The organism is Bradyrhizobium sp. GW821-FHT13H06 (genome assembly GCF_058803975.1).
Window position 1 is genome coordinate 160446 of sequence record NZ_JBXAPN010000002.1, and the last position, 12855, is coordinate 173300.

The following is a 12855-nucleotide window of genomic DNA, read 5'->3' on the forward strand; positions in this document are numbered from 1 at the left end:
CAGGCGATCCAGCGTGCCTGAGACATCAGGCCCAGTACCATTCGCGGATGTTCCAGCAGTTGATCGAGGTGTTGATGTTGGGACGGAAGCCTTGCAGCCCTTCCTTCACGCCTTCGGCGATGAAGCCCTGGAACATGGGCAGAATCGCAAGGTCGTTGCGGATCAGCTTTTGCAGGTCGCCATAGGTCGTCTTGCGCTGGGCGAGATCGAACTGCCTGGCGCCGTCGGCGAGCAGGCGATCGGCCTCGGGATTCTTGTACTGATAGGTGTTGTAGCCGCGGCCGCCCTTGGCGGGAATGGCGCCGGAGCCGAAGCGCGGCGTCACGTCGGGGTCGCTGCCCAGCATGAAGTTGACGGAGACCAGTACCGAGTTGAACTTCGACTGCTGCCAGAACTCGCCCCAGATCACGGCCGCCGGCATGTTGTTGACGCGCATCGCAGCCCCGATCGCGCGCCAGTCCTGGATCAGCAGCTGCTGGGTCTGCTCACGCACCGCATTGCCCGACGTCGTCGAGTTGGTGAATTCGAGCTTGACGCCGCCCTTCTCACGAATGCCACTGGAGCCGCGGACCCATCCTGCCGCATCGAGCAGCGCATTGGCCTTGGCGGGATCGTATTTGTGCTGCGGCAGTCCCTGCTGAAACGACCAGGCCTGCTGCGGCACGAAGCTCTCGGTCTGCGTCGGCAGGCCGTAATAGAGCGCATCGATGATCGCCTGCTTGTTGATGGCGAGGTAGAGCGCCTCGCGCACGGCGCGGTCGGCGAAGGGACCGAACTCCAGATTGGGCGCGATATGCTCCACCGACGAGGTCGAGGAGACGAAGACCTTGCGGCCCTTCTGCGTCTTCGCCTCCTGCACGAAGTTCGGCAAGATGCCTTGCAGGCCGGTGTAATCGACCTGGCCGGTGCGGAACTGGGTGTAGAGCACGGTGAGGTCGGGAATGTACTTGAAGACCACGCGTTCGACGTAAGGTCCCTTGCCGTGATAGCCGGCGTGAGCATTGAGCAATATGTGGTCGCCGGGCACGCGCTCGCCCCAGCGGAACGGCCCGGTGCCGACGGGCGCGTTGTGGAACGGCGAGGCGTTCGGATCGGACACCTTCTCCAGGATGTGCTTCGGCACGATGAAGGTCAGCGATCCCAGGATCGACATGTAGGGCGAATAGGGCGCTTCCATGCGCCAATGGATCTCGTCGGGCGCGACGACCTTGATGTCCTTGACGAGGCTGTGGCCGACGCGGCTGCGCGCGCGGAAATTGGGATCGTTGATCAGCTCGAGCGAGAATTTCACGTCCTCGGCCGTGAACGGCGTGCCGTCATGCCATTTCACGTCGTTGCGCAGCTTGATCTTCCAGGTCAGGCCGTCGGCCGACAGGCCGCCATTCTCGATGGTCGGGACTTCGCGAGCGAGGTCGGGAACGAAATTGCCGGCGGGATCGATGAACCAGAGCAGCGAGAACACCTGCCACCAGACGCCCTGGTCGACCTCGATGCCCGGCATCAAGGGATGAAAGACGGTCGGCTCCTGCGACAGCGCCGCGATCACCTGGCCGCGCGGCTTGTCCGGCGGATTGGTGGGTCGTTCGGTCTGCGCGAAGGCGCTGCCTGAAAGCGTCCATCCCGCCGCGGCTCCCGCGCCGAGCTGGAAGAATTGACGGCGATTCGGAATGCCGAGATGCAGTGCCCCAACGCCGAGCTTGCCGGTGTCGCCTGCCATGACCACTCTCCGTTGTCGCACGCGGCACCGTCTCCCGCGCCCCCGAGACCCCGGCAAAAGGGACAGGAGTGGGCTTTAGTGCTTCTAAATTATTGTGCCAAAATTTCATCACGACTAAATACAACTGTCAATCAGATTGCTAGTGTGCGCAATCTTTTCACTCGGACTGAAGCTCCGACCGATACGGTTGCGGGCAGATGATGCATTGGGAGAGCGACATGGACGGTCGCGGCGGTACGAACGGCCCCAAGGATCTCGCGACGGCCGAGCCCAATGACGCGGTCGACCAGCGTCTGGGTGAAACCGTGCGGCTGCTGCGGCAGCGCGCCGGCCTCTCGATCCAGGACGTCGCCAACAAGACCGGCCTCTCCACCGGCATGATCAGCCAGCTCGAACGCGCGCGCGCCATGCCGTCGATCCGCACGCTGCGCCTGCTCAGCATCGCGCTCGACGTTCCCATCTCCTATTTCTTCGAGAGCAGCGATCCCGCCGACGTGCCGCGCTACATCGTGCGGAAGACCAACCGGCGGCTGCTGCGTCTCACCGCCAGCGGTGTCGTCAAGGAAGCACTGACCCCGGAAGGCAAAGGCCAGCTTGAGCTCTACGAGCTCACGCTCAATCCCGGCGCCTCCTCCGGCACCGACTTCCTGCAGCACACCGGCGAGAAGGCGGGCTACATCCTCTCGGGCAGCCTGCGGCTGTGGCTCGACAACCAGGCCCATGTGCTGGAAGCCGGCGACAGTTTCCGCTTTCCGAGCACCGTGCCCCACATGTTCGACAATCCGACCCAGCAGGCGGCGCGCGTGATCTGGGTGACGACGCTGCGCGAAGATCGCGGGACGAAGTCGCAAGATCGGTAAATCAGCTCATCCTTCGCCGCAGCGTTGCCGACGGCGTCTCGCCGAATTTTTCGCGGTACGCGCCGGCCATGCGGCCGAGATGGGTGAAGCCGAGATCGAAGGCGAGGTCGGTGATGGAGACACCGGCGGAAGCCTGCGCGAGGCGGGCGTGGAGGCCGGCGAGCCGCATGTCGAGCAGCATCTGCGAAATGGGCACGCCGAAGTGACGGCGGAAGCCGAGCTGGAGCGCGCGGATGCCGATGCCGGACACGCAGGCGAGTTGCGCGAGATCGAGCGGCTCGCCGGCATTGTCCGCCAGATGGTCGCGCGCAACGCGGAGCGCACGCGGCAGGCGCTCGGCCTGCCCTGAGAACGTCCTGATCGCATCCGACAGGCCATGCCGCTGCCCGTTGAGGAGATGATCGAGCAGCAGCTCGCGCCAATCGGCCATCGCGGCCGGCGAAAGCCTTCCCGATGGCCCGAGACGCTCGGCAAGCGTCATCAGCCCGGCGAGACTGGTCTGCAAGGCCCGCCCGGACGGCGCCTCCAGGTCGATCGCGGGATCGAACTCGACCACCCCGGTCGCCCTGCCCGACAGCGCCGCAGCGCGCTGCTCGACCAGGCGGCGGTCGAGCAGCAGGATCGCTTGGGCGCAGTCGGCCCAGATCATCCGGGTCGGGACGGTCGGCGACAGCAACGACGCTTTCCGGGCCGGCGCGACGTCGAGCTCGCTGACGCCGGCACGAATGCGGGCGGAGCCCGCAAGCGGGACCTGCACCAGGAAGAAGCGCTCGAGGCAGCCGGGATCGATGCCGACCGATCCGCCATAGGCCACGTAGTTGATCGAAAAGCCGTCGAACGCAGCGCAATTGTGCTGGGCGGAGAAGCCGGCGGCGCGCGCCTGCGCGGGCTTGAGATCGTGCGGGCAAAAGATGCGCCCGATCTGCTCGGCCGCTTCGTCGACATCATCCGTGGTGACGCGGGCGAAGTCCGCGAGCCGTTCGGCTGCAGAGGCTCTTGCGCTCGTTTCCAGCTCGGCTGCGGACATCGTCGACCATGCTTCGCGCCCGGGAATTATTTTAAGCCTATAATAGTTCCCGGCGGACGAAAAGGGCCGCGTCCACCTTATCGTCGTGCTGCATGGCAACAGCCGCATCCGGATTCGTTTAGCGGATAGACAGGCGGCCCTTGGCTGGCCGATGCTCCGTCCCCGCCGGAATCCATCAGGAGGCGAGCATGACTGCACTCGAAAAGGGCATTACTGCAAACGGCACGGGCTATGGCGGGAAGAGCTGGAATATCCTGGGCCAGGTCTATTTCCCCAAGGCCGTCACAGACTCCACCTTCGCGTTCGAAACCAACAGCGATCCCGGCCAGTTCGTGCCGGTGCACATCCATCCGACCCAGGACGAGTTCATCCTGGTGCAGGAAGGCACGCTCGACCTCAAGCTGGACGGTCAATGGGTCAAGGCCCATGCCGGCGACCTCGTCCGCATGCCGCGCGGCATCCCCCACGGCTATTTCAACAAGTCCGACAAGCCGTGCCGCGCGCTGTTCTGGGTCTCGCCGATGCAGAAGCTGGAGGCGCTGTTCGAACAGCTGCACAATCTGACCGACCCCGCCGAGGTCGTGCGCATCTCGGCGCTGCACGAGGTCGACTTCCTGCCGCCCGAGGCCAACGACTAGGCGATCCGCCTTCTCGTCCACTTTCATCTGCTTGCAGCTCGGCCGGCCGCGCCTTGCGGCCGAACGTGGCCGCTTGCGCGAAACACAGTGATTGCGAGCCATCCCATGGTCAACCCCAAGCAAGTCTGCGTGATCGGCGCCGGCGTCTCCGGACTTGCCGCCGCAAAGGCGTTCTCCACCCGCGGCCACCGCGTCACCATCGTCGAGCGCAGCGGCGATCTTGGCGGCGTCTGGGAGCCGGCGCGCTCCTACCCGGACGTGCAGACCCAGAGCCCGAAGGAGCTCTACCGCTACACCGATCGCGCCATGCCGGACGCCTATCCGGAATGGCCGACCGGACCGCAGGTCCATGCCTATCTCGCCGACTACGCCAGGAGCTTTGGCCTCGATCGCATGCTGCGCCTGAACACGGAGGTCGCCGGCATGGAACGGCGCGCCGACGGCAAGCCGGGCTGGACGCTGTCCCTGAAGGACAAGGACGGCACGAGCACGAGCGAGGATTTCGATTTCGTCGCGATCTGCACCGGACAGTTCAACGAGCCACGCGAGCTGCATTGCCCCGGCGAGGACGGCTTTCTCGCACAGGGCGGCCAGATCCTGCATTCGTCGAAATACGGCGATCCGACGCTGGCGAAGGGACGCCGCGTCGTCGTGCTCGGCGGCTCGAAGTCGGCGACCGACATCGCCGTGAACGCGGTGAAATCGGGCGCGCGCGAGGTGACGATCGTGATGCGCGAGCCGGTCTGGCGCATTCCCTATTTCATCGGCGGCCTCGTGAACTTCAAGCGCATCCTCTACATCCGCGCGCAGGAGGAGATGTTTCCGGGCTGGGGCATCGGCCCGATGGCGCGGCTCGCGCACCGCCTCGCCGCGCCGCTGGTCTGGGCGAACTGGCGCGGGCTGGAGAGCCTGTTGAAGGCGCAGCTCAAGCTCAAGCAATGCAAGATGGTGCCGAAGGACCGGATCGAGGACGGCGTCAACTGCTCGGTGCCGATCGCGACGCCGGGCTTCTATCCGATGGTCGCCGACGGCCGCATCAAGGCGGTGTTCGGCACGTTCGACCATTATGAAGGCGACAGCATCGTGATGAGCGGCGGCGAGCGCGTCGGTGCCGACGTCGCGGTGCTCGCGATCGGCTACAAGCTCGGCGTGCCCTTCCTTCCCGAAGCTTACAGGCAGAAGCTGGTCGATGCCGACGGACAGTACCGGCTCTATCGCCTGATCGCCAATCCCGATCTGCCTGAGCTCGGTTTCGTCGGCTTCAACTCGTCGTTCTGCACCGTGCTCTGCGCCGACCTCGCCGCCAACTGGCTGGTGCGTTATGCCGACGGCCAGCTCGCCAACCAGCCGACGGCGCAAGCGATGCGCGACAACATCGAGATGATGCTGCACTTCAAGCGCGTCGAGCGGCCGGCCGCGGGCGTCTATGGCGGCCTGTGCGTCGCGCCCTATCATTACCGTCATTTCGACGAGCTGATGGCCGACATCGGCGCGAAGAACCAGAAGCGCGGCGGTCTCGCAGGCCGCTTCCTGCCTCCGGACGCCGATGAATATGCCAAGTTCCTGGCTTCCGCGCCGGAGTACCCGGTGACGGCGTGACGGCTGGCGGGTTGGCGCCGACCCGAAGTCGCGGCTCGCCAGACCAGCCCGTATTGCCTACGATTCCCGCTGCCGAATCGGCCGGCCCGGGAGCCCGCGATGGAACCAAGACGTCACGCCGCCGCGATTGTCGCCGTGCTTGCCCTGCTTCTCGCGGCGCCTGCCATGGGACAGAGCGCGCTCACGGCCAGGCAAGCGGAGGCACTTGCCGCCTACGATCGCGCGCTCGGCGATTTCAAATCCATCCTCGCCGAGCGACGGCGCCAGATCGAGGCGAAGCAGCCGCTGCCGAACCTGCCGGGACAGGCGCTCTACCTCGCGCGCGTCGCCGTGATCAGTACCTACAAGGATCTCACTGACGCCATGCCGTCGCGGATCGGCCGGCGCAACAAGTTCGAGATTCCTCCCGCCTATTTCGATGCCGACATCGAGCCGCTGGTCGACGAATATGGAAAGCTGTTCGACATCATGGAGGCACCGCCTGCCAGCGCGCAGGACTCGCCAACGCCCTTCAGGGACGTGGTCGATCTCGCCGTTACGATCGCGCGCGCCAAGGGGCTTGCGCCTGAACATGCCGAGACTGCGGGCCGCATCAGCCTCGGGCTGTTCTTTGCGGAAACCAATGGCAAGCAGAACGTCCGCAACGCGCGCTCGAACACCTATATGGGCAGCTTCCAGACCGGCCCCTCCGAAGACCGCAACGGCCACCGGAAATGGGAGGCCATCAAGGGCGATATCGCCGCGATCGATCCGGGGCTGAGCGCGCGCGACGACAGGGAAGAGGCCCGGGCCCGCGGCACCGATCACCGCTTCAACCACTGGACCAACGTGCGCGACGGCCTGATGAACGCGCACGCTGAGCTGTTCCGCGAGATCCCTGGAATCGTGAAGACGCTGCCTGACCCGATCGACCAGATGAAGCTGTTCGAGCTGATCCAGATCGTGCCGACCCCGACCAGGTCCGCGCTCAAATCGGGCGATCTCCTGAACTACAGGGTGTCCAGCCCCACGATCATGAAGCACCTGCGCAACAACAGCATCTTTGCCTTCGGACAGGCCGACCGGGCGCGCACCTCGGCGAGCTACCGCGAGATCCTCGCTGCCATGTGGCTGTTCAACCGGAAGTTCGAGCGCGCGATGGCGAAATACGCGGAGATCAGGCCGCGCTGATGGATCCGTTGCAACTGCCACCTGACGTTGTAGTCTCGTGATCTCATCGGAGACACGGACCGTTACATGCGCGTTCTCATTCTCGGCGGCAGCCAGTTTCTCGGACGGGCGATCGCAAGCCATGCTTGCGCGACCGGCCATGACGTGACCTGCGCTGCCCGCGGCCTTGCGGGGCCGATTGCCGCGGGCACGCGCTTCGTACGGATCGATCGCGACGTCGCCGACGGTCTTGCGCCGCTCGCGGGCGAGACATTCGACGCCGTGGTCGATGTCTCGCGTTATCCCGGCCAGGTCCGCCGCGCGGTCGCCGCCCTGAAGCGGCCGGGCGTGCATTGGACCTTCGTGTCGACGATCAGTGTGTATGCGGACAACCGCATTCCGGGGCAACGCGCCGACACCGCGCCGCTGCGCGAGCCCAGTTCAGCGGAGATCGCGCACAGCACCGACGCAATCTACGGCGCCGCCAAGGTCGCCTGCGAACAAGCGGTCGGCAACGACGCCTTCATCTGCCGGGCCGGCCTCATCGCCGGGCCGGAAGACCCGACCGGGCGGTTCGCCTACTGGCCGGCGCGGCTGGCACGCGGCGGCGAGGTGCTGGCGCCGGGATCGCCGGAGGATGCCGTCCAGTTCATCGACGTGCGCGATCTCGCGCAATGGATCATGCATGCGGCAGAGATTCGCCTCACCGGAATCTATGATGGGATCGGGCCAATTCGCACACGCGGCGAATTCCTGGCCGAGTGCGCATCCGCGCTGAACGCATCATGCACCTTCACCTGGGTCGATCGCACCTTCCTCGAAGCGCACGACGTGCGGCGCTGGGCAGGTCCGCGGTCATTGCCGATGTGGCTGCCCCTGCCCGACTTCGCCGGATTCCTGACACGCGACACCTCGCCGGCGCGCGCGGCCGGACTGATCTCGCGACCGGTCGCGGTCACCGCACACGACACCCTTCATTGGCTCAACGCCAGCAACGGTCCGGTCATCGGGCTTACCGCCGATGAGGAGCGGGACGTACTTGCGGCCTGGCATGCGCAAGGGGCGGCTGCGACCCGGATCTAGCCCCATCGCGCCGATGGACCATGCCATCCCGATGGGTAAGTCAACCATTATTGTCGTGAGCCTTGCGCGGCGTGCCGCTGGTCGTCGTCGCGCCTTTGATGCAATTGGGGTCGATCGTGCACCCAGTGCGAAGCGGTCTGTGACGACAAAACAAATCTGCCGTCGGCCACACTGCACCTTGCAAGGCCGGTGACTGCCATGGCTATGGTGTTCCACGGCCAGTCATTTGTTGCTAGCCTGCCGCACCGACAGACACTCATCGGGGACCACCGAATGACCTCAGCGAATCCCGCATCTCCCACACGGCGCAATGGAGTGTGGCGACATATCGGGCGGGGACTGGCCATCGCGGCATCCATGGCCGTGCTCGCCGGCTGCGAGGACAAGAACGCGTTCGTGGCGCCGCCCCCGCCCAAGGTGGACGTCGCGACGCCGGTGCAGCGTGCGGTGACGCGCTACATCGAGGCCACCGGCAACACCGCACCGATCAAGAGCGTCGATCTGGTCGCGCGCGTGCAGGGCTTTCTGCAAACGATCGACTATCAGGACGGCGCCTTCGTCAAGCAGGGCACCCAGCTGTTCACGATCGAGCCGGAGACCTACAAGCTCAAGCTCGAGCAGGCGCAGGCGGCCGAGGCCGGCGCGCAGGCCTCGCTCCGGCAGGCGGAAGCCGATTACAAGCGGCAGGCCGAGCTGGTGCAGCGCCAGGCCGTCTCCCAGGCCACGCTCGACACCTCCACGTCCAACCGCGACAATGCCCAGGCCAATCTGCAGCAGGCCCAGGCCAATACGAAACTCGCCGAGGTGAATTACGGCTACACCAAGGTGACGGCGCCGTTCGACGGCGTCGTCAGCGCCCATATGGTCTCGGTCGGCGAGCTCGTCGGCGTTTCCTCGCCGACCCAGCTCGCCACCATCGTCGCGATGGACCCGATCTATGTGAACTTTACCGTCAATGAACAGGACGTGCTGCGCATCCGCGCCGAGGCCGCTCGCCGTGGGCTGACTCCCGCCAATATGAAGCAAATCCCGGTTCAACTGGGACTGCAGACCGACACCGGCTATCCGCATGAAGGCAAGCTCGACTACGTTGCGCCGACCCTGAACCAGTCGACGGGCACACTGGCGGTCCGCGGCCTCGTTCCCAACGACAAGCGGCTGCTGCTGCCCGGCTATTTCGTCCGGGTCCGCGTGCCCTTCGACCAGGAGAAGGACGCCCTGCTCGTTCCCGACACCGCGCTCGGAAGCGACCAGGGCGGCCGCTATCTGCTGGTGGTCAACGGCGACAACGTCGTCGAGCAGCGCATGGTGCAGATCGGCCCCGTCGACAACGGCCTGCGCGTGATCGAAAGCGGCTTGAAGCCGGACGACCGCGTGGTGATCGCGGGGCTGCTGCGCGTCATCCCGGGCCAGAAGATCGACCCGCAAGCGACGAAGATCGACCAGTCTCAGGCCTCGGCCAAGTGAGGGGCTGCCAGCCATGATCTCGAAATTCTTCATCGAGCGGCCGGTCCTCTCGAACGTCATCGCGCTTCTGATGGTCCTGATCGGCGGAGTCGCGCTGTTCAACCTCGCCATCGCGCAATATCCCGACGTGGTGCCGCCGACGGTGCAGGTCACCACGCGCTATCCCGGCGCCAGCGCCAAGACCGTGATCGACACCGTCGCGCTGCCGATCGAACAGCAGGTCAACGGCGTCGAGGACATGCTGTACATGCAGTCCTACAGCGGCTCCGACGGCACCTACACGCTGACCGTGACCTTCAAGATCGGCACCGACCTCAACTTCGCGCAGGTGCTGGTGCAGAACCGCGTCTCCAGCGCGCTGTCGCAATTGCCGCAGGCGGTGCAGAACCAGGGCGTCACCGTGCAGAAGCGGTCGACCTCGATCCTGCTGTTCGTGACGCTGACCTCGCCGGATGCGAGGTACGACAGCCTCTACTTGAGCAACTACGCCACCATCAACATCCGCGACGAGCTCTCCCGCCTCCCCGGCGTCGGCAACGTCACCGTGTTCGGCGCCGGCCAGTATTCGATGCGGGTCTGGCTCGATCCGAACAAGCTGCAGGTCCGCGGGCTGGTGCCGCAGGACGTGATCCAGGCGATCCAGCAGCAGAGCCAGCAGGTCTCGGCCGGCCAGGTCGGCGCGCCGCCGACACCGCCGGGACAGGCGTTCCAGTACACGCTCAACGTCAACGGACGGCTCGACGACGTCGGCCAGTTCGAGAACATCATCGTCAAGTCAGGCGCCAACGGCGATGTCACGCGGGTGCGCGACGTCGGCTGGGTCGAGCTCGGCGCGCAGACCTACAGCCAGATCTTCTCGCTCAACAAGCAGCCGGCGGTCGGCATCGGCGTCTTCCAGTCACCCGGCGCCAATGCGCTCCAGGTGGAGCAGGCCGTCGAGAAGAAGATGGCCGAGCTCGCCAAGCGCTTTCCGGAAGGCATCAAGTACGACACGCCGTTCGACACCACCAAGTTCGTGGAGGCCTCGGTGCACGAGGTCTACATGACCCTGATCGAGGCCGGCCTGCTCGTGCTGGTCGTGATCCTCGTGTTCCTGCAGGACTGGCGCGCGATGCTGGTGCCGGCCACCACCGTGCCGGTCACCATCATCGGCGCGTTCGCCGCGATGGCGGCGCTCGGCTTCACCATCAACATGTCGACGCTGTTCGCGATCGTGCTCGCGATCGGCATCGTGGTCGACGACGCCATCGTCGTGGTCGAGGGCGCCGCGCACAACATCGAGCAGGGCATGAACGGCCACGATGCCGCGATCAAGGCGATGGACCAGCTGTTCGCGCCGATCGTCGGCATCACCCTGGTGCTGATCTCGGTGTTCCTGCCGGCCTCGTTCCTCGCGGGGTTGACCGGACGCATCTATTCGCAATTCGCGCTGGTGATCGCCGCGACCGCGCTGCTCTCCGCCATCAACGCGGCGACCTTGAAGCCGACGCAATGCGCGCTCTGGCTGCGGCCTGCAGTGCCGCCGGAGCAGCGCAATTTCTTCTATCGCGGCTTCAACGCGGTCTATGACCGCGTCGAGCGCGGCTATACAAGGCTGATCACCTTCCTCGTGAGACATGCCACGATCTCGGTCGCGTTCGCGCTGCTGATCATCGGAGCCAGCGCCTACGGCCTGTCGCGGGTGCCGACCGGCTTCCTGCCGATCGAGGATCAGGGCTATCTGATCGCCGCCGTGCAGCTGCCCGACGGCGCCGCACTGGAGCGGACCCAGAAGGTGCTCGACAGAGCGAGCGAGATCATCAAGGACACCCCCGGAGTCCAGCAGGTCATCACCATCGCCGGCATCTCGGCGCTCGACAACAGCGCGAGCCTCGCCAATGCCGGCGTCGCCTATATCATCCTGAAGGACTGGGACGCCCGCAAAGGGCCCGGCGAGGATTTGCGCTCGCTGGTCTATGGACTGAACGACAAGCTCGCGACGATCATGGAGGCGCGCACGATCGTGCTGCCGCCGCCGCCGATCCAGGGTATCGGCAACGCCGCGGGATTCTCGATGCAGGTCGAGCTGCGCGACGGCAACAGCGATTTTGCCAAGCTGCAGGCGATCACCAGTGCGATGGTCAGCAACGGCCAGAGCCAGAGCGCGCTGCAGCGCGTGCAGTCCTCGTTCCGCTCGTCGGTGCCGCAATTCAACGTCGAGATCGACCGCGTCAAGACCCAGACCCTGCACGTGACGACGGACCAGGTGTTCTCGGCGCTGTCGACCTATCTCGGCTCGTCCTACGTCAACCAGTTCAACAAGTTCGGCCGCGTGTTCCAGGTCTACACCCAGGCCGATCCGGCGTTCCGCGTCACCGAGCGCGACATCGCCAACATGCAGGTGCGCAACTCGAACGGCGACATGATCCCGATCGGCACCGTCGCCAAGATCACACCGGCAACCGGCCCGTCGCTGATCAGCCTCTACAATCTCTATCCGTCCTCGACCGTGATCGGCCTGCCGGCACAGGGCTACTCCTCCGGCCAGTCCTTGAAGCTGATGGAGGAGATCGCGGACAAGACGCTGCCGCCGGGCACCGGCTATGAATGGACCGCGATGTCCTATCAGGAGAAGGCGGTCTCGAACCAGATCTACTGGGTGTTCGGCCTCGCCATGCTGCTGGTCTATTTCGTGCTCGCCGGTCAGTACGAGAGCTGGTACGCGCCGATCTCGGTGATCCTCGCGGTGCCGCTGTCGCTGCTCGGGCCGATGCTGATCCTCTCCGGGCTCAAGATCGACAACAACCTCTATTGCCAGATCGGCCTGATCCTGCTGATCGCGCTGTCGGCCAAGAACGCCATCCTGATCGTCGAGGTCGGACTCGAACTGCACGGCCGCGAGGGCAAGCCGATCATGGAGTCCGCCATCGAAGCCGCGCGCGCCCGCTTCCGTCCGATCCTGATGACCTCCTTCGCCTTCATCCTCGGCGTGGTGCCGCTGGTGCTCGCCACCGGCGCCGGCGCCAGCGCGCGCAAGTCGATCGGCATCACCGTGTTCTCGGGAATGCTGGCCTCTACCTGCCTCGCGGTGCTGTTCGTGCCGGCCTTCTTCGTGGTGGTGCAGCGCTTCGAGAACTGGCGGGCGTCGAAGAAGGCGCCGAAGGCGCAGGCGGTGGCGGAGGTGAAGTCGTAAGCGTTGGTTTGGAGTAGCGGCGCCGCGATCGCGGTGTAACCTCTCCCGCTTGCGGGAGAGGTCGGCGCGTCCGGGCGAAGCGAAGCTTCGTCCCGTGCGCCGGGTGAGGGTTTTCTCCCCTGGGGGAGTGTCCCAACGCGGAG

At 65.5% G+C, this 12855-nt stretch carries 9 protein-coding genes; 7 read left to right on the forward strand and 2 right to left on the reverse strand.

Annotated elements, in window-relative coordinates; genetic code table 11:
- Positions 1 to 25 precede the first annotated feature (25 nt).
- Positions 26 to 1717 carry a peptide ABC transporter substrate-binding protein gene (locus AC1RQP_RS07620; RefSeq protein ID WP_492936496.1) on the reverse strand — a complete coding sequence of 564 codons (1692 nt, stop codon included), beginning with the start codon at positions 1715 to 1717 and terminating at the stop codon, positions 26 to 28.
- 218 nt (positions 1718 to 1935) lie between these two features.
- Between AC1RQP_RS07620 and AC1RQP_RS07625 the strand changes: the two genes are divergently transcribed.
- The gene (locus AC1RQP_RS07625) at positions 1936 to 2577 is read left to right on the forward strand and encodes a cupin domain-containing protein (RefSeq protein WP_492936497.1); all 642 of its coding nucleotides are present in this window, start codon (positions 1936 to 1938) and stop codon (positions 2575 to 2577) included.
- A gap of 1 nt (position 2578) precedes the next feature.
- Here the strand turns inward: AC1RQP_RS07625 and AC1RQP_RS07630 are convergent, their stop codons facing one another.
- A complete protein-coding gene (locus tag AC1RQP_RS07630) occupies positions 2579 to 3604 on the reverse strand; it encodes an AraC family transcriptional regulator (protein WP_492936498.1) in 1026 nt (341 codons plus the stop codon).
- A 188-nt stretch (positions 3605 to 3792) separates the two neighbouring features.
- Between AC1RQP_RS07630 and AC1RQP_RS07635 the strand changes: the two genes are divergently transcribed.
- The 6 genes from AC1RQP_RS07635 (at position 3793) to AC1RQP_RS07660 (ending at position 12712) form a co-directional block, all read left to right on the forward strand.
- Entirely contained in the window at positions 3793 to 4242 is a 450-nt protein-coding gene (locus AC1RQP_RS07635) for a cupin domain-containing protein (protein WP_061027189.1), read from the forward strand.
- Between the two features lie 105 nt (positions 4243 to 4347).
- A complete protein-coding gene (locus AC1RQP_RS07640; RefSeq protein WP_492936499.1) occupies positions 4348 to 5841 on the forward strand; it encodes a flavin-containing monooxygenase in 1494 nt (497 codons plus the stop codon).
- Positions 5842 to 5940: 99 nt separating this feature from the next.
- The gene (locus AC1RQP_RS07645; RefSeq protein WP_492936500.1) at positions 5941 to 7011 is read left to right on the forward strand and encodes a hypothetical protein; all 1071 of its coding nucleotides are present in this window, start codon (positions 5941 to 5943) and stop codon (positions 7009 to 7011) included.
- 66 nt (positions 7012 to 7077) lie between these two features.
- Complete coding sequence (locus AC1RQP_RS07650) at positions 7078 to 8073, forward strand: NAD-dependent epimerase/dehydratase family protein (RefSeq protein WP_492936501.1); 996 nt, start codon at positions 7078 to 7080, stop codon at positions 8071 to 8073.
- A gap of 273 nt (positions 8074 to 8346) precedes the next feature.
- Positions 8347 to 9540, forward strand: coding sequence for an efflux RND transporter periplasmic adaptor subunit (locus tag AC1RQP_RS07655; protein WP_492936502.1), 1194 nt, complete (start codon positions 8347 to 8349; stop codon positions 9538 to 9540).
- Between the two features lie 13 nt (positions 9541 to 9553).
- Positions 9554 to 12712, forward strand: coding sequence for an efflux RND transporter permease subunit (locus AC1RQP_RS07660; protein WP_492936503.1), 3159 nt, complete (start codon positions 9554 to 9556; stop codon positions 12710 to 12712).
- Positions 12713 to 12855: the final 143 nt, after the last annotated feature.

What these genes read in the sequence shown, in the direction of transcription:
- AC1RQP_RS07620 (WP_492936496.1), bottom strand. Translation starts at nt 1,717, where the DNA reads ATGGCAGGCGACACCGGCAAGCTCGGCGTTGGGGCACTGCATCTCGGC.
- AC1RQP_RS07625 (WP_492936497.1), top strand. Translation starts at nt 1,936, where the DNA reads ATGGACGGTCGCGGCGGTACGAACGGCCCCAAGGATCTCGCGACGGCC.
- AC1RQP_RS07630 (WP_492936498.1), bottom strand. Translation starts at nt 3,604, where the DNA reads ATGTCCGCAGCCGAGCTGGAAACGAGCGCAAGAGCCTCTGCAGCCGAA.
- AC1RQP_RS07635 (WP_061027189.1), top strand. Translation starts at nt 3,793, where the DNA reads ATGACTGCACTCGAAAAGGGCATTACTGCAAACGGCACGGGCTATGGC.
- AC1RQP_RS07640 (WP_492936499.1), top strand. Translation starts at nt 4,348, where the DNA reads ATGGTCAACCCCAAGCAAGTCTGCGTGATCGGCGCCGGCGTCTCCGGA.
- AC1RQP_RS07645 (WP_492936500.1), top strand. Translation starts at nt 5,941, where the DNA reads ATGGAACCAAGACGTCACGCCGCCGCGATTGTCGCCGTGCTTGCCCTG.
- AC1RQP_RS07650 (WP_492936501.1), top strand. Translation starts at nt 7,078, where the DNA reads ATGCGCGTTCTCATTCTCGGCGGCAGCCAGTTTCTCGGACGGGCGATC.
- AC1RQP_RS07655 (WP_492936502.1), top strand. Translation starts at nt 8,347, where the DNA reads ATGACCTCAGCGAATCCCGCATCTCCCACACGGCGCAATGGAGTGTGG.
- AC1RQP_RS07660 (WP_492936503.1), top strand. Translation starts at nt 9,554, where the DNA reads ATGATCTCGAAATTCTTCATCGAGCGGCCGGTCCTCTCGAACGTCATC.